Source organism: Ottowia caeni (genome assembly GCF_050821495.1).
Lineage (GTDB): Bacteria > Pseudomonadota > Gammaproteobacteria > Burkholderiales > Burkholderiaceae_C > Ottowia > Ottowia caeni.
The window spans coordinates 3,382,758-3,404,632 of sequence record NZ_CP151080.1; the positions used below are offsets into that span (position 1 = coordinate 3,382,758).

Annotated in this window: 25 protein-coding genes and 1 other RNA gene; 8 read left to right on the plus strand and 18 right to left on the minus strand. The window is 60.7% G+C overall.

What is annotated here, in order from left to right:
• Positions 1–17: 17 nt before the first annotated feature.
• Positions 18–413 carry a VOC family protein gene (locus tag AAAK34_RS15925; RefSeq protein ID WP_231694358.1) on the minus strand — a complete coding sequence of 132 codons (396 nt, stop codon included), beginning with the start codon at positions 411–413 and terminating at the stop codon, positions 18–20.
• A 219-nt stretch (positions 414–632) separates the two neighbouring features.
• On the opposite strand from AAAK34_RS15925, the gene AAAK34_RS15930 reads away from it, so the two are divergent.
• Complete coding sequence (locus AAAK34_RS15930; protein ID WP_231694357.1) at positions 633–1,766, plus strand: pirin family protein; 1,134 nt, start codon at positions 633–635, stop codon at positions 1,764–1,766.
• A gap of 56 nt (positions 1,767–1,822) precedes the next feature.
• Here AAAK34_RS15930 and AAAK34_RS15935 read toward each other — a convergent pair whose 3' ends face one another.
• From AAAK34_RS15935 to AAAK34_RS15950, 4 genes are all read right to left on the minus strand, one after another.
• Positions 1,823–2,206, minus strand: a complete 384-nt coding sequence (locus AAAK34_RS15935) for a hypothetical protein (RefSeq protein WP_431777472.1) — start codon at positions 2,204–2,206, stop codon at positions 1,823–1,825.
• Positions 2,191–2,919: a hypothetical protein gene (locus AAAK34_RS15940; protein ID WP_431777473.1), complete on the minus strand. Its 729-nt coding sequence runs from the start codon at positions 2,917–2,919 to the stop codon at positions 2,191–2,193. Before AAAK34_RS15940 ends, AAAK34_RS15935 begins: the two co-directional genes overlap by 16 nt.
• A 120-nt stretch (positions 2,920–3,039) precedes the next feature.
• Positions 3,040–4,638: a bifunctional aminoglycoside phosphotransferase/ATP-binding protein gene (locus AAAK34_RS15945; RefSeq protein WP_231694355.1), complete on the minus strand. Its 1,599-nt coding sequence runs from the start codon at positions 4,636–4,638 to the stop codon at positions 3,040–3,042.
• Complete coding sequence (locus AAAK34_RS15950) at positions 4,635–4,829, minus strand: hypothetical protein (RefSeq protein WP_431777474.1); 195 nt, start codon at positions 4,827–4,829, stop codon at positions 4,635–4,637. The genes AAAK34_RS15945 and AAAK34_RS15950 overlap by 4 nt, the downstream gene beginning before the upstream one ends.
• A 295-nt stretch (positions 4,830–5,124) precedes the next feature.
• Between AAAK34_RS15950 and AAAK34_RS15955 the strand changes: the two genes are divergently transcribed.
• From AAAK34_RS15955 to AAAK34_RS15965, 3 genes are all read left to right on the plus strand, one after another.
• Entirely contained in the window at positions 5,125–5,583 is a 459-nt protein-coding gene (locus AAAK34_RS15955; RefSeq protein ID WP_231694354.1) for a MarR family transcriptional regulator, read from the plus strand.
• Between the two features lie 48 nt (positions 5,584–5,631).
• The gene (locus tag AAAK34_RS15960; protein ID WP_231694353.1) at positions 5,632–6,048 is read left to right on the plus strand and encodes an organic hydroperoxide resistance protein; all 417 of its coding nucleotides are present in this window, start codon (positions 5,632–5,634) and stop codon (positions 6,046–6,048) included.
• Positions 6,049–6,374: 326 nt separating this feature from the next.
• On the plus strand, positions 6,375–6,521 hold the full coding sequence (locus tag AAAK34_RS15965) for a hypothetical protein (protein ID WP_231694352.1): 147 nt from the start codon (positions 6,375–6,377) through the stop codon (positions 6,519–6,521).
• A 126-nt stretch (positions 6,522–6,647) separates the two neighbouring features.
• On the opposite strand, the gene AAAK34_RS15970 is transcribed toward AAAK34_RS15965, so the two are convergent.
• Positions 6,648–7,466 (minus strand): alpha/beta fold hydrolase, encoded by an 819-nt coding sequence (locus AAAK34_RS15970; protein WP_231694351.1) that lies wholly within the window; start codon positions 7,464–7,466, stop codon positions 6,648–6,650.
• Between the two features lie 148 nt (positions 7,467–7,614).
• Between AAAK34_RS15970 and AAAK34_RS15975 the strand changes: the two genes are divergently transcribed.
• Positions 7,615–8,718 (plus strand): glycerophosphodiester phosphodiesterase, encoded by a 1,104-nt coding sequence (locus tag AAAK34_RS15975; RefSeq protein WP_431777475.1) that lies wholly within the window; start codon positions 7,615–7,617, stop codon positions 8,716–8,718.
• A 113-nt stretch (positions 8,719–8,831) separates the two neighbouring features.
• Here the strand turns inward: AAAK34_RS15975 and AAAK34_RS15980 are convergent, their stop codons facing one another.
• Positions 8,832–9,404 carry an NADPH-dependent FMN reductase gene (locus tag AAAK34_RS15980; RefSeq protein ID WP_231694349.1) on the minus strand — a complete coding sequence of 191 codons (573 nt, stop codon included), beginning with the start codon at positions 9,402–9,404 and terminating at the stop codon, positions 8,832–8,834.
• A 678-nt stretch (positions 9,405–10,082) separates the two neighbouring features.
• A complete protein-coding gene (locus AAAK34_RS15985) occupies positions 10,083–10,691 on the minus strand; it encodes an OmpW family outer membrane protein (RefSeq protein ID WP_231694348.1) in 609 nt (202 codons plus the stop codon).
• A gap of 271 nt (positions 10,692–10,962) precedes the next feature.
• On the opposite strand from AAAK34_RS15985, the gene AAAK34_RS15990 reads away from it, so the two are divergent.
• The gene (locus AAAK34_RS15990) at positions 10,963–11,991 is read left to right on the plus strand and encodes a metal-dependent hydrolase (protein WP_231694347.1); all 1,029 of its coding nucleotides are present in this window, start codon (positions 10,963–10,965) and stop codon (positions 11,989–11,991) included.
• A gap of 15 nt (positions 11,992–12,006) precedes the next feature.
• Here AAAK34_RS15990 and AAAK34_RS15995 read toward each other — a convergent pair whose 3' ends face one another.
• From AAAK34_RS15995 to AAAK34_RS16010, 4 genes are all read right to left on the minus strand, one after another.
• A complete protein-coding gene (locus AAAK34_RS15995; protein WP_231694346.1) occupies positions 12,007–12,477 on the minus strand; it encodes a CopD family protein in 471 nt (156 codons plus the stop codon).
• A 426-nt stretch (positions 12,478–12,903) separates the two neighbouring features.
• Positions 12,904–13,689, minus strand: coding sequence for a cyclase family protein (locus tag AAAK34_RS16000; RefSeq protein ID WP_231694345.1), 786 nt, complete (start codon positions 13,687–13,689; stop codon positions 12,904–12,906).
• A 4-nt stretch (positions 13,690–13,693) separates the two neighbouring features.
• Entirely contained in the window at positions 13,694–15,004 is a 1,311-nt protein-coding gene (gene fahA, locus AAAK34_RS16005) for a fumarylacetoacetase (protein ID WP_231694344.1), read from the minus strand.
• 9 nt (positions 15,005–15,013) lie between these two features.
• On the minus strand, positions 15,014–15,979 hold the full coding sequence (locus tag AAAK34_RS16010) for a tripartite tricarboxylate transporter substrate binding protein (RefSeq protein WP_231694343.1): 966 nt from the start codon (positions 15,977–15,979) through the stop codon (positions 15,014–15,016).
• Positions 15,980–16,194: 215 nt separating this feature from the next.
• Between AAAK34_RS16010 and AAAK34_RS16015 the strand changes: the two genes are divergently transcribed.
• Complete coding sequence (locus AAAK34_RS16015) at positions 16,195–16,875, plus strand: TetR/AcrR family transcriptional regulator (RefSeq protein ID WP_231694342.1); 681 nt, start codon at positions 16,195–16,197, stop codon at positions 16,873–16,875.
• A 171-nt stretch (positions 16,876–17,046) separates the two neighbouring features.
• Entirely contained in the window at positions 17,047–18,747 is a 1,701-nt protein-coding gene (locus AAAK34_RS16020; RefSeq protein ID WP_231694341.1) for a CocE/NonD family hydrolase, read from the plus strand.
• Positions 18,748–18,821: 74 nt separating this feature from the next.
• Here AAAK34_RS16020 and AAAK34_RS16025 read toward each other — a convergent pair whose 3' ends face one another.
• The 6 genes from AAAK34_RS16025 to ubiG form a co-directional block, all read right to left on the minus strand.
• The gene (locus AAAK34_RS16025; RefSeq protein ID WP_231694340.1) at positions 18,822–18,983 is read right to left on the minus strand and encodes a hypothetical protein; all 162 of its coding nucleotides are present in this window, start codon (positions 18,981–18,983) and stop codon (positions 18,822–18,824) included.
• Positions 18,980–19,480, minus strand: coding sequence for a GNAT family N-acetyltransferase (locus tag AAAK34_RS16030; RefSeq protein ID WP_231694339.1), 501 nt, complete (start codon positions 19,478–19,480; stop codon positions 18,980–18,982). The genes AAAK34_RS16025 and AAAK34_RS16030 overlap by 4 nt, the downstream gene beginning before the upstream one ends.
• The gene (locus tag AAAK34_RS16035) at positions 19,477–19,770 is read right to left on the minus strand and encodes a DUF1778 domain-containing protein (RefSeq protein ID WP_231694338.1); all 294 of its coding nucleotides are present in this window, start codon (positions 19,768–19,770) and stop codon (positions 19,477–19,479) included. The genes AAAK34_RS16030 and AAAK34_RS16035 overlap by 4 nt, the downstream gene beginning before the upstream one ends.
• Before the next feature lie 308 nt (positions 19,771–20,078).
• Positions 20,079–20,454: a transfer-messenger RNA gene (ssrA, locus tag AAAK34_RS16040) on the minus strand.
• 34 nt (positions 20,455–20,488) lie between these two features.
• The gene (gph, locus tag AAAK34_RS16045) at positions 20,489–21,148 is read right to left on the minus strand and encodes a phosphoglycolate phosphatase (RefSeq protein ID WP_231694337.1); all 660 of its coding nucleotides are present in this window, start codon (positions 21,146–21,148) and stop codon (positions 20,489–20,491) included.
• A gap of 19 nt (positions 21,149–21,167) precedes the next feature.
• Positions 21,168–21,875, minus strand: coding sequence for a bifunctional 2-polyprenyl-6-hydroxyphenol methylase/3-demethylubiquinol 3-O-methyltransferase UbiG (gene ubiG / locus AAAK34_RS16050; protein WP_431777476.1), 708 nt, complete (start codon positions 21,873–21,875; stop codon positions 21,168–21,170).

Here is a 21,875-nt window from a genome sequence, read left to right on the forward strand (position 1 = left end):
ATGTGTCGTTTATGACGTCAGACGTAATGCCCCGTGCGTTGCAGCACTTCGATCTTGTAGCCGTCCGGATCCTGAATGAAGAAAAAACGCGCGAGCAACTCTTCATTCCGCCTGAACTCCTTGATAGGTGCAGGCTGAATACCGGCAGCGGTCATGCGCGCATGCTCAGCGTCCAGGTCCTCGACCGCCACTGCAACGTGCCCATACCCGTCGCCGTGTGAGTAGGGTGTATCGCGACCCTTGTTCCAAGTTAGTTCGATTTCAAAGTCGTTCTGCTCATTGCGCAGGTATACCAGCGAAAAGTCCGGGAAGTCGAGCCGATGACTCACCGAAAGGTGCAAAGCGTCAGCATAAAACCTCAAAGAGCGCTCAAGTTCCTGAACGCGGATCATGGTGTGGATGATCTTGGCCAAATTTTCACCTGCCTACTGTGTTGTTACTGACTTGATAAAGTACGGCGACACCGCCACCAATGCAATACCTTAACCCCAAAAAATGCCCAAGAAGTGGCAAAGTCTTGGGATCTTCTCAAGTACCGCCTGAATCGGAGCACTTCCATATTCGGCTTCAGGCCCCATATGCCAAGAACGCGCCGCCCGATGGATGGCGGCGCAGCACCCAGGAGCCTTTCGATGACTTCCAGCAACTCCAACGACTCAACGACTGCTGCTGACACCGCGTTTCCGATCCTGAAGGCGCAGTTACTGGGCCCGCAGTGGCCCACCATGGACCCGTTCCTTTTCTGCGCTCACCATGACGACGCCTACCCCGCCAGCAACGGCGCCTTCGCCCCCGCCGTTTCGCTTGAAGGCCGCCAGATTGGTAGTGACTTCAGCCGCAAGGACGGTTGGAGCATGTACCACGGCGATCCGGTGCCAGGGTTCCCCGGACACCCGCATCGCGGCTTTGAAACTGTCACCCTGGTGCGCAAGGGTTTAATCGACCATTCCGACTCGCTCGGAGCGGCCGCGCGTTTTGGGGGCGGCGATGTGCAGTGGGTCACGGCCGGCAAAGGCATCGTGCACTCGGAAATGTTTCCTTTGCTAAATGCGGACCAACCCAACCCGCTGGAGCTGTTCCAGATCTGGCTGAATCTACCTGCGCGCAACAAAATGGTGGAGCCCCACTTCACCATGCTATGGAACGAGAACATTCCGCGTCTGGTGCACAGGGATTCGGCCGGTCGCAAGACCACGGTGACTGTGGTGGCCGGCGCCCTACCCGGGGCGCCAGCTCCGCTGGCGCCGCCGCCCGAGTCTTGGGCCTCGCAGCCCGAGGCTGACGTCGCCATCTGGACACTGCATCTTGAACCAGGTGCCGAATGGGTGCTACCAGCAGCAACGAGCGCAAAGGGTACGCAAGACGACAAAGGCGCACAGCGCATGCTCTACTTCTTCGTGGGCGATAGTCTTCGGGTTGGCCCTCAGGAGGTTGACCGCCATGCGGCCTTGCATGTGCGCGCTGAACAAGACTGGCTGCTGACCAACACCGGAACAACCCCTGCGGAATGCCTACTGCTTCAAGGTAGCCCCATCGCCGAACCGGTGGCGCAATACGGCCCCTTCGTCATGAACACGCAGGCTGAGATCATGCAGGCCATGAACGACTACCGCCGCACTCAGTTTGGCGGTTGGCCTTGGCCGGAACAGGATCCCGTGCACGGCTCGGAGCCACGCCGGTTTGCGCGCTACCCTGGTCAAACCGAAGAGGAGCTTCCGGGCGCCGCCGTCGTTTCAAGCAGTGCCGAACCAAGCAATCGAGATTGAGCCCTCTCGTACTTGATCGAGCTTGCACCTTGTGCGCAGAGACTCTGAGACATGGATCAGCCCAGTTCCATCAACAGCGCATCGACATCCACCTCGTCGATCTGCCCTGGAGACAGGAAACGCTCTGCGTAATCGCGCCACACCCCGCTCAAGCGGCTCGAAGGGCCTCCCTGCACATCAAGGTCACGCAAGGCCTGCAGGCTGGGGACACCCAGGCCATCAAGTGTGCGCAGCTGTAGGCTGGGCCCGTCACCATCGCGCACCAACACACGAGACATATCCGGGTAGGCCAGCACACGATGCTCAGGGTTCACCACGGCAATTTCAGTGCGCGGCATCAGCCCGAGGCTCCCAATTTCTCGGCCCAGGTCAGTGAGCGCCACGTCCAGCCCGATCACCGCACTGCCCTCCTCGGCGGGTTGGCTCAGCGTGATTCCCACTTCTTGAGTGGCAAAGAACACATAGGGCGCGGTAAGAACCTGAGAGTTTTTCTCTTTGGCGTCAGAGTACCAGGGGCGACTCCGGGGTCGTACCGATACTCAGGGCGCACGGAGGTGTCGATCAGGTGCAGGTCGGCGTCATAGTGACTCCAGCGCCCCACCATGTCCACATCGCCATTCTCGCGAGCCACGGACTGTACAACGTATGCAGCCCCTTGAGGCGCCTCCAGGCGTTCACGCATTGCCTCGTTGCGCAGCGGGCGCACCAGTAAGAATTGTCCGTCTGCATAGCCGATGAATACAGCCGAGATCAGCTGGTTTTGCTCCAGCAGCCTCGTCAGCAAGGGCAAGCGACGCAGCCGAATGGCCAGTGTGGGGGCAGTGGCTACCGGATCAAAAGCCAACAGACGGATCGCGGCATCGGCCGGCTCCACGATGCGGTTAACCCGCTCGGCAATCAGTTGGCTCATGTTATAGGCGCTATCGTCCGACGCCGACAAAATGGCCTGTTGCGCGCTGGTTCCCACCTGGTAGGCCATCAAGCCTGTGAGCAGCAACATGGCGGTGACCACCACGGAGGCAATCAATACCTCGAACGGGACCGTGATCCTGCGCCACCACCGAAGATCCCCAGGCAGATCACCTGTGTGCGAGAGGCCGTCAGGAATTGCGGCAGATGGCGATTTTTGCGTGCTGTCCCTTGGAGGATTCATACTTTGGGATGTATGGGAAATGCCAGTTTCCCGTCACCGCTTTTTGATGATGAATGCCTTGAACCCGTCCATGGTGTCGCATGCTTGTAACTCCACATGCCCACTCACATGTATATTTTGTCATTCTCGGCCATCTGAAGTTAGGGGCAAAAGGGCATTCCAGTCCACCGGCCTAGTGGTGTCCACATGCACGGCAAGTGCTTCTTCCCAAGGCGCCAGCGGCAGGGCTGTCGCCCATTGGGACTCCAGTACGGCAAGCCCCGCCTCCGATGCATCCAAGCCCAACGCGGCCCGCTGGATCACACGCTCGCGCAACACTTCCAGCGGTGCCTCAAAAGACAGGACGCGACCCGGTACGCCCCGCTGCTGCGCCAGGGTAATGAAGCGGGAACGCGCGGCTGGGTCCAAAAAAGTGGCATCGACCACGGCGGAGAAACCGGCTGCCAACGCGTCGTCCGCCACCTGAATTAGTCGGTCGTAGGTGCGCCGCGTAGCCTCGGCCGTGTAGATGCCGCCGGGCACACCACCGCTTCCCGCCTCGGGAGTCAGACCAAACAGGCGCTTGCGTTCCACGTCGGCACGCACACGCACCATGCCACGTGCGCAGGCCAGTGCCAACGCGTGCGTGCTCTTGCCGGCGCCCGAGAAGCCATGGGCCAGCCAGAGCGTGGGCGGCTGAGAAGTCGAACTGATAACCCGCGCGGCCAGCTCCAGATAGGTTTGCACTTCGAGCGCCAGCGCGCTGTCGCCGCACGCCTGCGCCATCCGCGCGCCCGCCACCCATGCCCGCACGACGGCACGATAGACAAGGTAGTAACGCAGCACACTCAGACCCGCATAATCACCCGATTGCTCCAGCCAGAGGTTCGCGAAGCGCCACCCCAAATCCGCTCGGCCATGGGCCGCGAGGTCCATCACCACAAAGGCAATGTCGGCGACGCAATCAATCCAGCGCAGCGCTGGGTTGAATTCAATGGCGTCGAAGAGCTGCGGCTGGCCTTCTATGAGCGCGATGTTGGCCAGGTGCAAATCGCCATGGCATTCGCGCACGTGGCCGTCCGCCAGGCGCTGCTGAAAGACCGGGGCCAGCGCCTCGCCCTCGCGCAGGCACCATGCAGCGACAGGCTCCAGCAAGGCAGCCAGTGGCGGCGCGGGGTGCAGCAGTGGGCGCAGCGCATCAACGCATTCGTCCACTGCGGAGCGGACGGCCTGGGCAGTACCCCAGCCCTGCGCCGGCGCGGCGACGGCAGCGTCAGCATGAAAGCGGGCCACGTGCCGTGCCAAGCTGTCAATGTGTTCGGGCAGCAGTTCCTGGCGCTCCAATGCATGGACAAGCAGCGCATCCTGCGCGAAGCGGCGCATTTGCACCGCAGGTTCGGCGTGAAAGGGCGCATCTCCCAGCGGCAACAGGCGGGGACCATCTGCAGCATCAGGCACCAGTGCGACCAGCCCCAGGTACAACGCCGGGGCGGTACGGCGATTGATGCGCAGTTCGTCCTCGCAGGCGGCGCGGCGCTGAGCCACTGTGCTGAAATCCAGCACATCAAGACGCAGCGGCTTCTTAAACTTGTAGGCAAAACCACCCGCCAGCAGCACCCAGGATATGTGTGTCTCGATGCACTCCACCGCGCCCTCCACAGGGTGGCCAAATGCCTGGGGGTGGCGCTGCAACAGGCGCACGCGCTGCTCGGCGACGGCGTAGGACGACTCCGCCCTCACTGCCCGAACCTCTCCACACTCACTTGCACCCGTACCCCACTTAAGGGCCACGGAGCACACGTGCACACCGCCAGCCAGGCACCAGCCTTCGCCGGATCGCCTGCACAGAACACGGCGGCGGAACCATCGCCACCGTCTCGCGCCGGAGGACGCGAAACACCCATCGAAAAATAAGGCATCAGATCAGACATGAGAAACGGTACAGGGCACCTCCTAGAGTTTGTCGGACTTGGAAATCGCCTGCTGCAAATGAGCCGCAGCGGTCCATTTTTCACAGTCTTCTTGATCCAAAGCTTGGCTATGGGCCTGCGAATGCTGCAAAGACTGTCCTCGCTGGGGCCCATTTTCGTTTTCGACGCTCCAAGTCCTACAGGCTCTTAGCTGAATGCTCTTCTTCCGGTAGCAAAAAACTTTAATACCCACATTTACACATGTGGCACTCGAAATTATATGGCGTGCAATTTAATTGTCGGCAATAATTTACACATGCCCAGCCCGCACTCGACCGTCAGCACCAGCCCGCCCATCCTGCAGCTAGACCACCAGCTCTGCTTTGCCCTGTATTCCGCCTCGCTGGCAATGACCAAGCTCTACAAACCCCTGCTCGAAGCCATCGGCCTGACGTACCCGCAGTATCTGGTGATGCTGGTGCTGTGGGAGCGCGACGACATCACCGTGTCCGATCTGGGCGAGCGCCTGTTTCTCGATTCCGGCACGCTGACGCCGCTGCTCAAGCGACTGGAGGCTTCGGGCCTGGTGGAGCGCCACCGAGACCCGCAAGACGAGCGACGCGTGCGCATCACCCTTACCCCGGTCGGTCGCACGCTGCGTGACGATGCGGAGTGCGTGCCCGCCTGCGTGCTGGAGCGCAGCCGCACCAGCGTGCCCGAATTACAGGCCCTCACCCGCCAGATACAGACCCTGCGCGACAGCCTGCAAAGCTGAAATCCCCTCCCGCCCCGCTTCGGGGCACCCAACCGAAAGGCAAACACCATGACCACCCTCGACAAAGTTCTCTACACCGCCCGCGCCCACACGACCGGTGGCCGCGACGGCGCCTCGCGCAGCGACGACGGCCGCCTGGAGGTCAAACTATCCTCCCCCGGCACCTCGGGCACTGGCACCAACCCCGAGCAACTGTTCGCGGCCGGCTACTCGGCCTGCTTCATCGGCGCACTCAAGGCCGTCGGCGGTATGCAGAAAATCGCCATTCCGCAAGACGTGGCGGTGGACACCGAAGTGGACTTGGGTCCCATCTCAGGCGGCTACGGTATTGCCGTGCGCATGAAAGTGAGCCTGCCCGGCATGGAGCGTGCCGCCGCCCAGGCACTGGTGGACGCAGCCCACAAAGTCTGCCCCTACTCCAACGCCACGCGCGGCAACATCGACGTCACGCTGACTCTGGCCTGAGGATAGCCAAGCTTGGAACCCAACGGGATTTCTCAATTCTGCGCACTTGCCCACCAGCAGCAAGTGCTACCAGCCCAGCGGAGGAGCGATGAACCGGAACCGGGTTGAGGCTCCTTTGGATTTTTCCTGAGCCCAGGGCCGGCCATTGCCGGTCTGGGCACCGGAAACTGGACCTTGTTGTGGGCGCTGGGCGGCATCGCGCTAGGCGCCCTGGTTCAAGGACTGCGGGCGCGCTGAATTTGAGCAAGTGAACAGAGGGAAAGTGGCGTTAACATAGCTGCACGGTGCCGAACTCCGGCATCGACCCCACCAATCACGGAGGCCCCATGGCCAAAGGCGAACAGCGCAAAGAAAAGATGGTCAAGAAGCCCAAAAAGGACAGCGGAGCCCGCACACCGAACTCTAGCCCATCCGACCGCCCCATCGCTCCGACCACCTCGGTGATTCCGCGCGGCAAGATCAAGGACAAGTAAGCCCTTGCCTGCGCCGAATGCAGGATCAGCAGCGAAGAGACCGCGATGATCTTCAAGTTAAGCGGCGCGGACGCGGGCCGTCTCACGAACAACCGGACAAGACCCAGCGTCGCCGCATGAAACTGGTCAGTGCAGCTCCCCAGTGCGCTGCATGCCCGGCGCGGTGTCGGACAGGAATGACAGCACGGCACTGTCAAAATCTTCCGGCGCCTCCAGGTTGGGCCAGCGCCCCACGCCGCGCAAAACAGTGCAACGCGCCATAGGCAGATCCAGTGCAATGGCCTGCACTCGCTCTGGCGTGGCAATAGCATCGAACTCGCCGCTCAACAGCAAGGTGGGCACCCGCACATTCGACAACGCGCCGCGGCGGTCAAAGCGCAGGAGGGCGTCGAGCGCGCAGCGGAAGATGGACGGATACACGCCGCCCAGCGCGTGTTCGGCCAGCAGCGCGCCTTCGGGCAACGAACCCGGCCCCACCTGACGGGGCACCAGGCGTTGCGCCAACTCGCGCATGGACACTCCAGCCTCCAGCGGAATGGTTCGGTCGTTCACATAGGCGTCGCGTTGAGCGGCTGGCACGTCGTCGAAGGCGCCCAGCGTGCTGATCAAAATAAGACGATTGACCAGTTCGGGGCGGCGCAGCACCACCTCTTGCGCCACCATGCCGCCCATGCCCTGGCCCAGCAGAATGACGGAAGCGTGAGAGCCGTCCGGGCGCTGCGTCAGCGCCTCAATCAGGGCCACACATCGCGCGGCCAAGCCCTTGAAGTCGTAGGGCTCGATGGGCGGGCTGTGGCCGTAGCCGGGCATGTCCCAGGCCACCGCCTGGTAACCCTGCGTGGCAAAACTTTCGACCTGTGGGGCAAACGCCAGGTGGCTGCCGTCCACGTCGTGCAACATCAGCAAAACAGGGCCTCGGCCCAGGGTAGTGAATCGTGGCAACATGGAGCCATGGTACGCCGTCCGGCAAGATCGGCCCGGGAGAGTCTTACGAGATGCCCTCCACCCAGTAAAAAAGCGCGGTAGTCGAGCGTCGGGGACGAGCTTGGTCGCTTGCTTCCCCACATGAAACCACATATGGATAATGAATCCCATGCTCTTCAGTTCCCCACCACTAACATCTCCCAAAGTAAGCCTGCTCAGGGCTTTCAGTGGGAGCGCCTGGGGCATTGTGGGCGAGCTTGGCGGTCCAGTGCGCAGTGCCATCGGCTCAGGCATTTTCAGCAGGGTGTCATCCCACTGGCGGAAAATTGTGTTCGGTACGCTGATCGCCAGCAGCATGTTCGCGGCCCATGCTTTTGATCTCCAGGGCCACCGCGGTGCACGCGGCCTGCTACCTGAAAACACTTTAGCCGGCTTCGATCGCACGTTGGACATCGGCGTGACCACGCTGGAACTCGACATTGCAATCACTGCAGACGGCGTGCCAGTGATTCATCACGACGCCTACCTGAACCCAGCGTTCACACGCGATGCGCAGGGCCGCTGGCTGCAAGGTCGCGGCCCGCTGATCCGCTCCCTGACACTGGCCCAGCTGCAAACCTATGACGTCGGTCGGCTGGACCCGGGCAGTGCCTATGCGCGCGACTTTCCGGATCAGGAGGCCCGCGATGGTGAACGCGTCCCTAGCCTGGCAGCACTGTTTGAACGGGTCAAAGCACGCGGCGCAGATCAGGTCCGGTTCGCGATTGAGACCAAGATCCATCCCGATCGGCCGGAGGAGAGTCCGGCGGTGGAACCTTTCGTCGACGCCGTCTTGGCCGTGATTCGGACTGCCGGCATGACACAGCGCGTGCGACTGATCAGCTTTGACTGGCGCACGCTGCGCCGGGTGCGGGAGCTGGAACCGGCGATTGAAACCACCTGCATCACCACCGAAAACGCCCAGCGCACCAACGCACGGCATCCCGTGATGATGTTGGGCATGGCTCGTGACGCCTACCCCAGTGTGGCCCACATGGCCAAGGCGGCCGGCTGTGCGGCCTGGTCACCGAACTACCAGAGCTTAAATATCGATCGAGTGCGTGCTGCCAGAGCGTTGGGTCTACAGGTGCTGCCTTGGACGGTCAACGAGGCAGCCGACATGGATCAGCTGATCGCCTGGGGCGTAGACGGCATCGTCACCGACTACCCGGATCGGCTGCGCACAGCCTTGCTGCGAGCCGGGCGACCGGTGCCAGCTACAGGTGCAAAGTAGAGAACCCGATCAAATGTTCTTTATGGCACCCGCCGGAGGCGCCTGACCACCACGGCCACCCGTGTTTAACCTCGCCCCTCGGGAGCTCCCTGGGTTGGGCAGCGGGCGGTGCGTCAGGTCTTGCGCGGCAGCACGGTCAGCACGCGAACGATGAAGGCGTGCAACTCGGTCATATAGTTCTGCAGAAACTTCTTCGTGCCTTCGTCGGTGACTTCGCCTTCGGCGGTGATGAGCCCCGGCTTGAACTGAATGTATGCCTCGACCTGGTTCATTAGTGGCGAGTTGCAGAAGCACAGCACGCCCCGCAGGCTCTGCTGCGCAATTGCAGTGCCGATGGCACCAGGTGAGGTGCCGATCACTGCAGAGGGCTTCTGCGCGAACGAGTTCGTTCCCCAGGGGCGGCTGGCCCAGTCGATGGCATTCTTCAGGCCACCGGGAATCGAACGGTTGTATTCCGGCGTAACGAAGAGGATCGCATCGACATCAGCGATTGCCTGCTTGAAGGAGCGTGCCACCGGCGGATAGTCGGCGTCGTAGTCCTGGCTGTAGAGCGGCAGATCCTTGATCGGAATCTCGCGGAGCACAAGCTCGGGCGGCGCCAGTTTCACCAGCGCTTGGGCGAGTAGGCGGTTGATAGACGTCGACGACAGGCTGCCGACAAAATATCCTACTTGGTAGGTGGCCATGGAGTGCTCCTGTAGGTTAAGGGGGCATCCATCTTGTACGCCGATTCGGGCCGTTCCGCAACCGCTTACTAAGGCTCGACGACGTGCATAGTCGGTTGGCCGCTGTGGTGCATGAACTCCCGCAGCAAGAACAGTGCTGCAGTAGCCTCGCGCCCCAACGGCAGGCCGTCCGAGTTGTCGGACTGACCCTTTCTGATGCGGCGATGAAAGCGTTCTTTACTTCACCTTCGCAGGCGCCAAACCAGGAGATCAGGTGTGCGCCCATGCTGGGCGCACCATAAAAAAGAGCCAGCACTGTGCCGGCTTTCTCAACCTTGGATTCCAAGCAACTTCACAGTTGCGCTAGTGTCCTGAGTTGTAAGTTCGTTGAAGAAACAAATCTGCCGAAATCGGTGTCAGGCAAGGAACAAAACGCAGTGATACCGAGTGGTATCGCGAGGCTTTGTGACGCAGTATGGCGGCGATTGTCGGTGGATTTGTTCAACGAATTTGCAATTCAGGACACTAGGAGCCTGTCGGACTTGGAAATCGCCGGCTGCAAATAAGCCGCAGCGGTCCATTTTTCACAGTCTTCTTGACCCATAGCCGGACTATGGGCCTGCGAATCCTGCAAAAACTGTCCTCGCTGGGTCCCATTTTCGCTTTCGGCGCTCCAAGTCCGACAGACTCCTAGGCGCCTCAGAAACGCCACGCCAGACCCACCCCCACCAGAATTGGATCAACCTTGAAGGTGCCGGCCTTGACACCGGATGCGTACACGTCGGTCTTGATGTAGACCTTCTTGACGTCGAAATTCAGGTACAGGTTCTTAGTCAGGGGGATGTCCACACCAACTTGCAATGCGGCACCAAAACTGTTTTTATCAATGCTGGGGTTCAGTCCGGCGGTCGCTACAGGGTCAAAATTTACGCTGGAGAAACGCGTGTAGTTGACGCCGACACCCACATAAGGCTTAAAGCCTGGAGCGTCAAAGTGGTACTGCAGCAGCAGTGTAGGAGGCAGGTGCTTGAGCGAACCGATAGGTGCACCACCTGCGCGCAGAGTGTGCCGTTGAGGCACCGTCAAGATCAGTTCAGCGGCAATGTTGGGGGTGAAGAAGTACGACACGTCGACTTCAGGAATTACCTTGTTGTTCACCGACAGGCCCAGACCGGTACTGTCTTTGTTGGCGCTATCCAGGTTCACGGCGCGTGCACGTACGAGCCAGGGGCCTTCGGCTTTCTGCGCAAACGCAGTGCCAGAGGTGAGTGCGCAAAGAATGGCCACAGCCAGCAGGTTTTTCTTCATACAGAACTCAATGCAAACTTACGGGGACGACCCCCGTACACGTATTGGGCCTGTTAGCAAAATGGTCAACCTTGCCGCAAGTCAAACAATCCGTGTTTACCCTTGGTTCGTAGGTTGGCGCTGAGCACAGCGAAGCCCAACAGACGGCGCCACCAATCTAGCGCCCCATGCGGGGCTTCGCTGCGCTCAGCACCTGCCGACGGCGGCAAGCTCACCAAGTACGGGTTAGATCGGTGGTGCAGGCCTGAACCGGATCGCGTAAGCTTTCTTCATGGATTCTTTGACGCAGATTGCACTGGGTTCGGCCATCACTGTGGCCGTAATGGGGCGGCGCACCGCCGTATGGAAAGCCGCCCTGTGGGGTGGCGTGGCAGGCACACTGCCCGACCTGGACGCCCTGATCGACCATGGCGATGCCATCCTGAACATGGTTCTGCACCGGGCAGAAAGCCACTCGCTGATCTTCCTGACCGTTCTATCACCGGTACTTGCCTGGCTGGTCAGCCGGATCCACGGTGAGCAGGCGCTGTGGCGCCGCTGGTGGCTGGCACTGTGGCTGACACTGTTCACCCACCCGCTGCTGGACAGCATGACGGTCTACGGCACGCAGTTGCTGCAGCCGTTCAGCGATTACCCGCTAGGCGTGAACAGCATGTTCATCATCGATCCGGCCTACACCCTGCCCTTGCTGCTGGGCGTGATCGTGGCACTGGCGCTGCGCGGCCAGAGGCGCAGCCTGGGCTGGAATGCGGCCGGGCTGGCGCTGTCCACAGTCTATCTGGGCTGGAGCGTCGTGGCTCAGCAGGTGGCCACCGGTGTTGCCCGCGAATCACTGCAGCAGGAAGGGGTGACCACCGAACGCCTTCTGGTGACGCCGGCGCCCTTCAATACGGTGCTTTGGCGACTGGTGGCCATCACGCCCACGCACTACCATGAGGGCTACTACAGCCTGCTGGACGGGCGCTCAACGGTGCGCTGGACCACGCATGAACGAGGAATCGAACTGATTGAGCGCTACGGGACGGCAAACCCGGTGGCCCGGATCGCCCGTTTCAGCCATGGTTTCTACCGGCTGCGACAGACTCCCGACGGCCGCCTGCAGGTCACCGACCTGCGCATGGGCCAGGAGCCTGACTACGCCTTCAACTTTGATGTGGGGCCGCTGGACGCCGTAGGCTCGGTGGCGGCATCGCACCGCTCCAGCCGCCCCGACACCAATGCCGCCCTGGCATGGCTTTGGCAGCGTGCGCGTGGGGCCGACCTGCTACCAATGGGCGCGGCCCTGGCGGCACCACGCTGAGGGCCGTATGGGGCATCAGTCCATCATCATCGTGACCACGATGATGAGCACGCCAAGGACAAGATTGACGCTGACCCAGGTACGGATGGAAGCCAGCGCGGCGCCACCGGCAGGCCAATCCTGTGCACTAACGGCCCGCGAGAGGCGCTTGAACAGGGCAAACCGGATGTGACCGAAGATGGCCATCATCACGATGCCCAGCGAGGCCATGATGATCCAATCCAGCGGCATATTGAACGACAGACCGGCCTGCACCGTCTCCTTGGCCACCCGCCCGATCATCCACATGCCACTGGCCAGCACCACCAGAATCGAGACCAGCACCGCCGAGAAAAAGCGCTGCAGCGCGCCGTGCATTAGCGGTATGCGCTGCGGCGGCGGCAACTGCATGGCGGCCGGACGCAGAAAGAAATGGGCAAACACCATGCCGCCAATCCAGACGACGATGGCCAACAGGTGAAGCAGCTTGAGGGTGGCGTAGAGCATGGAACTTCCAGAGCAAAGCGTTTCGGCGCCGGGCCGCCCCAATCCATAACGGCCGAAAAAGCCTAATTTGGGTTCTGCGACCCGCGCAGTGGCGGAACGAGGGGGCATTAGCGCACTTCGTCCAGCATACCGCCGGTTTCGCGCCGCCGCAGGCGGTAAGGAGACAAGCCCTTGAACATGCGCCGGACATCGTGGCAGCCGTCCTCTACGACGCGATGCCCAACCATGTGACGTTTTTTGACTCGGCAGTGGGCCTGCCTGGTGCGAGCACACAAGGTTGACCGGAACCCCGCATTTGTACCCGACTTATCCCAGTCAACCATGCCTAAGGCTGTGTACAACTGCTTGAATAACTCGCGCAAGCGGCGCCAACTCTGGCTCCGGCGCTTGTGCTCAAAAAAGGCATTGCGGATGCGCGTTAAACGTTCAATCGAGAATGGCAACGGCTCGGGTCCAGCCTGCGGAAGCCGCCTTGATCTTCACGGGAAAGCAGCAGACCGTGAATCCGTGCGCTGGCAAGGCCTCGAGGTTGTGCAACTTCTCCAGATGGCAGTAGCCAATGTCCCTGCCAGCCTTATGCCCCTCCCAGATGAGCGAAGTGTCCTTCGTCTCCTGTACCTTGCGCTGCGTGTACACGAAGGGGGCATCCCAGCTCCAGGCGTCGGTACCGGTCAAGCGCACGCCTCGCTCGAGAAGGTACAACGTGGCCTCGCGCCCCATGCCGCAGCCTGCCTCGACGTAATCGTCGTGGCCATAGCGCGATCCTGCTCGCGTATTGACCACGACGATATCCCCTGGAGCAAGCTTGTACTCGATGCGGTCGAGTTCGGCGCGCACCTCCTCTTGCGTCACCACATGGCCATCGGGAAGGTGTCGAAAATCCAGCTTGACGCCAGGAGCAAAGCACCACTCCAGTGGTACTTCGTCGATGGTCCAGGCGCGTTGCGGCTCGCCCGTCGCATGGTTCATCGTCGGGTGGAAATGGTACGGCGCATCCAAATGCGTGCCGTTGTGCGTGGACAGTTGCACCTTCTCAACAGCCCAGCCCGCTGCGTCCGGCAGATCCTCGGCTTTCAGATCGGGGAAGAAGGTCTGCAGACGCGGTATCGATTCCGTATGCCCCAGGTACTCTATCTTGGGTCGCGCGATGTCGGGGTCGCTACGCACGCCGTTCTCCAATGGCATGGAGATGTCAATGAATCTTTTCTTCATGTACTCACAATTCCAGTTTGATTGCCGGCTGAACTTCGCCCACGCAAACGCCCAGTCCGATGATGGGATATCCCTCCCGGGCGCACCAAGCGGATAGATGAACCTGGTCGCCCTCCTCCAAGAACGCTCTGCACTCGTTGGAACCCAGGTGCACCGGCTCCGTACCATCTCGGGTCAGCTCCAGCAGGCAACCTTCTTCGCCACGCTGAGGGCCCGAGATGGTCCCGCTTCCTAGCAGATCGCCTGGTGAAAGGTTGCACCCATTGATCGTGTGATGAGCCACCATCTGAGAGAACGTCCAATCTCCATCGCGCGAGAACAGCGCTTGCGACAACAAAGCCGGGCTTGCACCTCTTCTGCGCATGTCCGCGGTAAACAAGCGGGCCTCGGTGTGCAGCGCAAAAGTGGTCGGACCCGAAGGCGTACGGCCGGCCAGATACGCCTGCAGCGGTGGATCGTCCGCTCGCCGCGGCATCGCTGGCACCCGATACGGCTCCAAAGCGTCGAGCGTCACGATCCACGGCGAGATGGAACTCATGAAGTTCTTGGCCTGAAACGGACCGAGTGGCTGCGCCTCCCAAGACTGGATATCGCGTGCTGACCAATCATTAAGCAGACACAACCCAGCTATGTGCTCTTCGGCCTGATCCACGTGAATGGGCGTGCCCAGCGAATTCCCCCGCCCGATGATCGCACCGAGTTCGAGCTCGAAATCGAGGCGCTGCGAAGGGCCGAACCGGATGGTCTGCGCGTCGCCTGGATCGCGAAACTGTCCGTGCGGTCGGACCACGGAAGTGCCACTCACAACGACCGAAGAGGCTCTGCCGTGATAGGCGATCGGCATGCTTCGAAAGTTACGGGACACCGGCTGTTCACGTCGGAAAATCGTGCCGCAGTTGTAGGCGTGATTGAAGCAGGTGAAAAAATCCGTGTAGTCGCCCACGGTCACGGGCAGCTGCAGCGCAGCTTCGGCTTGATCCTTGAGGTGGCGCTTGAGCTCACTTTCTGCCGGGCTGCCCGCTTGGAGCATACGGAAAAGCGCGTGCCGCAACTGCCGCAAAGGTTCGCGACCCAGCGCCAGAAGCTCGTTCAGACGCGAAGCACGCAGTGCCTGCTGAATTTGGCAGTCTATCGATGGAAGCAACTGCGCCTCCAGTGCGCCCCGCACATCAAGGATGTGCGCACCAATAGCGACGACGACCCTGCCATCAGCAACACCCCATGGCAGGTTCTGCAGGGGGAAATGTGTCGTCGGGTCGTTAGCGCTAGCGACCCACGAACGGGCCGTGGGATCGTGCGTGAAATCCAGCATCATCGTCGCTGCTCATTCAACCTTGATGTTGTTAGCGCGGATCAGCGCTTCCCACCCCTTGGACTCCTTTTCGATCCTTGCGGCCATCTGTTTGGGGCTACCGGTGACCGGTGTACCCGAACGGCCCAAGAGGCGTTCCTTGATTTCAGGCATCTCATTGATCCGGTTGATCTCGGCACTCACTCTTTCGATGATCGCTGCAGGCGTGCCTGCAGGTGCGTAGAAGCCGTGCCAGCCTTCGAGAACGACACCGGGAACCGTCTCGGCAATCGTCGGAAGAGCAGGGAATTCAGGGTGACGACGCGACCCGGAGTGGGCCAGTGCCTTGACCTTGCCAGCCCGGATCTGCGGTATGGCCGTTGCTGTCGGCTCAAGCAGAAACTGAATCCGCCCAGTGATCAGATCGGTCAATGCGCCCGTGCGGTAGGGCACGTGCAGCATCTCGACACCAGCTTTCTGCAAAAGCTGCACAAACACCAGATGGGGGTAGCCCCCCACGCCGTAGGATCCGTACACCAGTTCCCCTTTACGCGAGCGTGCAAGCGCGATCGCTTCTGCGACCGTGTTGACACCAGCCGAATTGCTCGCCAACAACATCGTCGTGGTATTGACTGCTTCTGCCACCGGAGCGAGATCCTTTATAGGATCGAATGGGATATTGGTGTACAGAAACTGGTTCATCGTCGTCACGTTCGCGATCGCGTAGAGGAACGTGTATCCGTCTGGAGCCGACATGGCAGCAGCATTTGCACCGATGTTGCCGGCCGCGCCGCTACGGTTGTCCACGACCACCGGCACCTTCAACGCCGCCGAAAGCTGGTCGGCATAGATGCGCGCGAAGATATCGGGTTGGGTTCCCGCCGTGGCTGCCACGAGTAGCTTGATCGGTCGGTCGGGCCACGTGGATGCATTCGCGAGGAGAGGGATGGCGCCGAGTGCCAACATCGAGCGGCGCGTAAGCAGGCTGAGGTCTTTCATGGTGTAAGGGAACTTGTCTCGTGGTTCTAACCCTCGGGTGATCCGAGGGAGCTAGGGTGTTCGCTGGAGCCAGCATGTTGGCCCTGCGAGCCCACATCGTAAAACGCTCTCATGAAAGTTGCAACTAGTGTTTCAAACTAGTGTTTTCCTTCGGTGTATGGAGATCTTTCGCCGGCCTCATCTGGCAGAATCCCCCGAGTAACTCCCATCCAACCATGTCAGCACGGCGGAATACCTCGAACGAGGGCGCAACCAAGCAGAAAATCATCGACGCAGCACTGGTGCTCTTTGCCGAGTACGGGATCGATGGCGTTCCGGTGCGAGCCCTCACCAGCCATGCCGGGGTCAACGTTGCGGCCATTCACTACCACTTCGGCGGCATGGAGGCAGTGGCGGAAGCCGTATTCAGCGAGTTGTCGGCTCGCATCAACAAGACCCGAACCAGCAAGCTGGAAGACATCCTTGCCCGCGCCAAGGCCAAGCGCAAAAAACCCGACGTCGCTGACATAGTCTTGGTATTCGTAGAGCCTTATCTGGACGAAAACGCCACGACCGAGGGGCAGCTGCTAGCTCAGCTGATCCTGAAGCATCGCCTGTCGCCGTCCCCGATGACGGAACAGGTCATCAAACAACACTTCGATCCGATGGCCAAGCAGTTCGTGGCCGCGCTCCATGCGGCTGTTCCGTCGGTGCCCTTGAGCCAGATGTATTGGCGTTACATGCTGCTCGTCAGTGCGGTCGTTCTCTCAGTGAGCAATCGTAGCGCTTCAAACCGGTTGGAACGCCTTTCGGGTGGTGAAGCGGATGGGTCCGACCTCAACGCATTGCGCAACGCCCTTATCGAATTTGTCATCGGCGGCATTCGGGCACCACACCACGCTGTTCCGGCCCCATAGCCCGGCACGCCAGCCTGCCCATGGTCTGGTCATCCTGAGAGTAATTGCGCGCAACCCGTTTCAAACAAGTGTTTGTATGCGGATATACTGAGGCTCTCCATCCCGTATGGTCTCGTCTTCCCGACGAGGACACGGGGAATGTTCCATGCTGCTTGGCCAAAGGAGAGATCTGTGATCTTCGAGAAGAATGTTGAGATCAAGGTGCGTGACGGCGCTGTTCTCAGAGCGAACGTATTCAGGCCCGAAGGCGACGCGCCCGTGCCGGTCCTCATGACACATGGACCATACGGAAAAGACGCGCACTTTGCTGATGCCTTCAAGCCACAATGGGAGGAGCTCAAACGCCTCTATCCCGGCATCGACACGGATGGCTCATCCGGCCGTTATCTGCGCTGGGAAGTGGCTGATCCGGAGCGTTGGATTCCCTTGGGCTACGCGATCGTCGTGGTTGACAGCCGTGGCGCCGGTGAGTCGCCCGGCAAACTGCAGGTGTGGTCGCCGCAAGAAGTGGATGACTACCACGACTGCATCGAATGGGCCGGCACCCAGACCTGGTCCAACGGGAAAGTGGGCCTGCTGGGCATCTCCTACTACGCGATGAACCAGTGGCAGGTTGCAGCGACGCGACCGCCCCATCTGGCCGCGATCTGCCCCTGGGAAGGAGCCTCTGACTTCTACCGCGACGTCAGTCACCATGGCGGCATTTTTGGCAACCACTTCCTCGAGATCTGGTATCCCAAGCAAATCCTGTCGGTACAGAACGGCAACGGCCAGAGCAACTATATCGATCGCGACACGGGCAAGATGATGACGGGCACCGCGCTGACGCCCGACGAACTGGCGGCCAACCGCGCCGACATCATTGGCGAATTTCGGCAGCACCCAGTCGTCGACAATTGGTACGAAGCACGCACAGCTAAGTTGTCGCAAATCGAAGTCCCCGTGCTGTCCGCCGGTAACTGGGGCGGAATGGGCCTGCATCTGCGCGGCAACATCTACGGATTCCTGGGAACGGGATCCCAGCAAAAGTGGCTGCAAATGCATGGAGGCACACACTGGGAGTCCTTCTACCTGCCTCAGTACGTGCAGTTGCAGAAGCGATTCTTCGACAGGTTCCTCAAAGGTGAGAAGAACGGTTGGGAAGACCAGCCTCCCCTCATCTTGGAGGTGCGCCATCCTGGCGAGCATTTTGTCACCCGATACGAAAACGAGTGGCCACTGGCACGAACCGAGTGGACCACGATGTATCTGGACGCGAGCACCAAGGGCCTGTCGGAGGCGCCAAGGATGCAGGAGGCGGAGTCGAGTTATGACGCGCCCGGGGTCGGCATTGAGTTTGTCAGTGAGCCGTTCAGTACGGATACGGAGTTCACGGGGCCGCTGAGTGCCGTGCTGTGGGCCATGACGGACGCTCAGGACATGGACATGTTCGTCACGGTCCGGGCCTATGACCCGCAAGGCAAAGAGGTGCTCTTCCGTGGCGCGACCGACCCGGCTGTTCCAATCGCACAAGGGTGGCTCAGGGCATCGCACCGCAAGACAATCCCCGACCTATCTTCTCCCGGCCGTCCATACCATGAACATCGGTCGATCGAGCCGGTGCCCTCAGGAGAGCCATTCCGCGTTGAAGTCGAGATCTGGCCCACATCCATTGTGCTGCCCGCAGGCTACCGCATCTCGGTGAGGGTCGACGCTCAGGACTTCGAACGTGAAGGCGCCACCGGCCCTAGAAAGGGCTCCGGGCCGTTCCTCCACACGGATCCGACGGATCGGCCTCTGGAAAGATTCCGTGGGCGCAACACCATCCTTACCGGAGGGAGGTATGACTCGCACTTGCTCTTGCCTCGTATCCCGTCGACGAGAAACGCGTAAGGGTTGGAGCGACGCAAAGAGATGCGCTGAGCTACCTTCAGACCACCACGGCCTGACAAAGTATCCCTTGGCTGTCAGCGCGCCAGCTGACAATACAGCTCATCGAACTGCGCAAGGCTGTCGACAAACGCCCGTTCGATGCACTCACGCGCAGGAGCCGCCGTCTCGTGCTGGTCGGGCTCGGGGCGGACTTGCTCGTCATCGCCGGCGCTGTGCACCTCTGTCGAATGCGTCATCGAACGACGTTCTTCGCATCCTTGAGCAGCAGGAGAAGTTGCTGCTCGCGCAGCGGTGACGCGATGAAACCGAACCGGGTGTAGAACTGGGCCCCGTCTTCATCGATGGGGTGGGTCAGCATGGCACGGATGCCGGCCTGCTCAGCAATCAGCATCGTCCGGCGAATCGCATCCTGCAACAGGCCAAAGCCTATACCTCGCCCCTGATCGTGAATGGACACTGCCAGCCTCGCCAGGATCACCACTGGCAAAGGGTACTGCCCCATTCCCTTGCGGATGCGCTCCGGCGCCTCCAGCGCGTCGACCTGCCCCACGGTCAGGCTGAAGTAGCCCGCCACGCGGCTATCGTCCTCGGCAACGACGAAGGGCTTGGCCGAGCCACTGCCCTGCGCCTGGCGGGCGTGGCGCAACAGCCAGTCGTTCAGCGCGGGCTTGCCGCAATCAAAACCCTCCAGCCGATGCTGCACGGCCAGGGGCTCCGGTGCGCGCAACGTCACTTTGCGTCCCAGGGCGCCTTGCGGGCAAAAAGGTCACGCAACCCCTCGTCGGCCTGTTCGGGGCGATCCAGCAGATCCATCAAGGCCTGGTACTGGCTGCCCGAGACCATGAACAATCGCTGGTCGAGCAGTGTCTGCTCGGCGGCAAGGCAAGCGCTATCAAGAATGAAGTCGGTCAGCGACTTGTGGGCCACCTCGGCGGCACGGCGCAGCACCACCTCCTGTTCGGGGGTGGCGCGCAGCCCAAGTCGGGCCGAGCGTGCGGAAGGCGATGATGTAAAAGTAATCATGGCAACACCTCTTTTGTTAGATCAATTGCCACAATGTTAGTACAAGTGACGCACATCGTCCAGTTGTATTGGTGACTGGTGGCCTTGGTTGACGATGAACCGGCGCGCGTAAGTTGTTGATTTTGATAGAGCCAAAAACTGCGCTCACCCGCAGGCCAAACGGAGAACAGTGACGACTCTGGATGAGCAAGTGGCCGATTTCGGGGTTTTCGGCAGCTGGCCACCCGCAACACAGGTGGCCGGAACCCCGCGTGGCGCGGGGATTTCAAGAATGAAAAGGGCCCGGAGATTGTCCGAGCACTTGTGTATGGTGGAGCTGGGGGGAATTGAACCCCCGTCCGCAAATCTTCCTCGCACAGATCTACATGCTTAGCGTTCTGATTTAAGTCTCACTATCCGGATCGCGCAGGCGCACGCTATCCGAACGGCCAGCACCCTTGAGTCTTACCTGCGTCCAAGGTACCCGGACACAAGCCAGCCGATGTAAATGTCCTCGCAGCCGGGAGGTCTTGCGACCCCCTTGCCCAGCCCATCGGCCTGCTGTTGCGAGGCTCACCAGCAATTAAGCGGCGAGTGCGAAACGTTCGTCGTTTGCAGTTAGTTTGTTTGAATCTGTTTTACGAGCACATTCAGCTCGACATGCACCGCTACGATTCCAACCCACGTCGAAACCAATGCAGCCCCTTCGAAGGCCTATATTAGATCACATCAGAGGATTTCAAGGGCCCAGCAGACTCAAAAGCTCTCCAGGCTGTGAAATGACGGCATCCGCTTGCCAGCTTGCAACATCCCCTAACCCCAGATAGCCATAACTGGCTGCAATAGTCGAAATGCCGGCAGCCTTGCCGGCCCGGACGTCTCGCTCGTCGTCGCCCACGTAGACGCAGTGTTCAGGTTGCACGTTCGCTCGCCGCATAGCCTCCCAAAGAGGCGCAGGGTGCGGTTTGGCGTGCGGTGTGGTGTCGCCACTGATAATGGCCGCAGCATCGGCAAACAGAGGCATGGCAGCCATGAGTGGCTGGGTGAAGCGCTGCGCCTTGTTCGTCACAATGCCCCAGGTCAGCCCTCTGGAGCGCAAGGCATCCAACAGTTCCTCAACCCCCGAAAAGACGCCGGTGCAATGCATCATGCGGCGCTCGTAGTTGTTTAGAAATTCCTCACGCAAAGTTGCGTAGCGCTCGTCTTCGGGGGTCAGCCCGAACGCTACCGACAACATGCCGCGCGCGCCTGATCCAGCCATGGAACGGTAGGCTTCCAACGGAAGTGATGGCAGACCACGTGACAAACGCATTTCATCTGCCGCCAGTCCGAGGTCGGGGGCGCTGTCGATCAGGGTGCCATCGAGGTCGAAGAGTACGCAGCGAACACCATGAAACATAGTCATGACACCTCAGCCCTCAACCAGGCCTGCGAGTAGCCAGCATGTAATTCACGCTGGTGTCCGGGCTAAGCCGATATCGACGGGTAAGTGGGTTGTATTCAAGGCCGCGGCTACCTGCAGGGTCAAGCCCGGCGTCGCGGCAAAAGCGGGAAAGCTCGCTCGGCCGAATCAGGCGTGCATACTCGTGGGTTCCACACGGCACCAGATTCAACACGTATTCCGCCCCGACAATGGCCATCAGAAAGGACTTGGGGTTGCGGTTGATGGTGGAGAAGAACACCCAACCGCCGGGTTTGACCAGGGTGGCGCAGGCGCGGACGATGGACTCTGGATCAGGCACGTGCTCCAGCATTTCCATGCAGGTCACCACGTCAAACTGACCAGGCATTTCAGCAGCCAGTGCTTCAGCGGCCACGTGCCGATACGCAATTTGCAGGGTCTGCGCCTCCAGCGCGTGCAACTGGGCAACCTTGAGTGACTTGTCGGCGAGGTCGATACCCAGCACGTCAGCCCCTTTGCGGGCCATGGAGTCAGCCAGAATGCCGCCGCCGCAACCCACATCCACCACGCGCGCTCCCTTTAGGGGGCAAAGGCCGTCTATCCAGCCAAGCCGGAGGGGATTGATGTGGTGCAGTGGTGCAAACTCACCCTCCAGATCCCACCAGCGGTGCGCTAATGAAGAAAACTTGGCTAGTTCAGCAGGGTCAACGTTTGTTTCATTCAT

Coding starts and splice junctions, on each gene's coding strand:
- AAAK34_RS15930 (WP_231694357.1), top strand. CDS start 633: ATGACTTCCAGCAACTCCAACGACTCAACGACTGCTGCTGACACCGCG.
- AAAK34_RS15940 (WP_431777473.1), bottom strand. CDS start 2,919: ATGAATCCTCCAAGGGACAGCACGCAAAAATCGCCATCTGCCGCAATT.
- AAAK34_RS15950 (WP_431777474.1), bottom strand. CDS start 4,829: ATGTCTGATCTGATGCCTTATTTTTCGATGGGTGTTTCGCGTCCTCCG.
- AAAK34_RS15955 (WP_231694354.1), top strand. CDS start 5,125: ATGCCCAGCCCGCACTCGACCGTCAGCACCAGCCCGCCCATCCTGCAG.
- AAAK34_RS15960 (WP_231694353.1), top strand. CDS start 5,632: ATGACCACCCTCGACAAAGTTCTCTACACCGCCCGCGCCCACACGACC.
- AAAK34_RS15965 (WP_231694352.1), top strand. CDS start 6,375: ATGGCCAAAGGCGAACAGCGCAAAGAAAAGATGGTCAAGAAGCCCAAA.
- AAAK34_RS15970 (WP_231694351.1), bottom strand. CDS start 7,466: ATGTTGCCACGATTCACTACCCTGGGCCGAGGCCCTGTTTTGCTGATG.
- AAAK34_RS15975 (WP_431777475.1), top strand. CDS start 7,615: ATGCTCTTCAGTTCCCCACCACTAACATCTCCCAAAGTAAGCCTGCTC.
- AAAK34_RS15980 (WP_231694349.1), bottom strand. CDS start 9,404: ATGGCCACCTACCAAGTAGGATATTTTGTCGGCAGCCTGTCGTCGACG.
- AAAK34_RS15985 (WP_231694348.1), bottom strand. CDS start 10,691: ATGAAGAAAAACCTGCTGGCTGTGGCCATTCTTTGCGCACTCACCTCT.
- AAAK34_RS15990 (WP_231694347.1), top strand. CDS start 10,963: ATGGATTCTTTGACGCAGATTGCACTGGGTTCGGCCATCACTGTGGCC.
- AAAK34_RS15995 (WP_231694346.1), bottom strand. CDS start 12,477: ATGCTCTACGCCACCCTCAAGCTGCTTCACCTGTTGGCCATCGTCGTC.
- AAAK34_RS16000 (WP_231694345.1), bottom strand. CDS start 13,689: ATGAAGAAAAGATTCATTGACATCTCCATGCCATTGGAGAACGGCGTG.
- fahA (WP_231694344.1), bottom strand. CDS start 15,004: ATGATGCTGGATTTCACGCACGATCCCACGGCCCGTTCGTGGGTCGCT.
- AAAK34_RS16010 (WP_231694343.1), bottom strand. CDS start 15,979: ATGAAAGACCTCAGCCTGCTTACGCGCCGCTCGATGTTGGCACTCGGC.
- AAAK34_RS16015 (WP_231694342.1), top strand. CDS start 16,195: ATGTCAGCACGGCGGAATACCTCGAACGAGGGCGCAACCAAGCAGAAA.
- AAAK34_RS16025 (WP_231694340.1), bottom strand. CDS start 18,983: ATGACGCATTCGACAGAGGTGCACAGCGCCGGCGATGACGAGCAAGTC.
- AAAK34_RS16035 (WP_231694338.1), bottom strand. CDS start 19,770: ATGATTACTTTTACATCATCGCCTTCCGCACGCTCGGCCCGACTTGGG.
- gph (WP_231694337.1), bottom strand. CDS start 21,148: ATGTTTCATGGTGTTCGCTGCGTACTCTTCGACCTCGATGGCACCCTG.
- ubiG (WP_431777476.1), bottom strand. CDS start 21,875: ATGAATGAAACAAACGTTGACCCTGCTGAACTAGCCAAGTTTTCTTCA.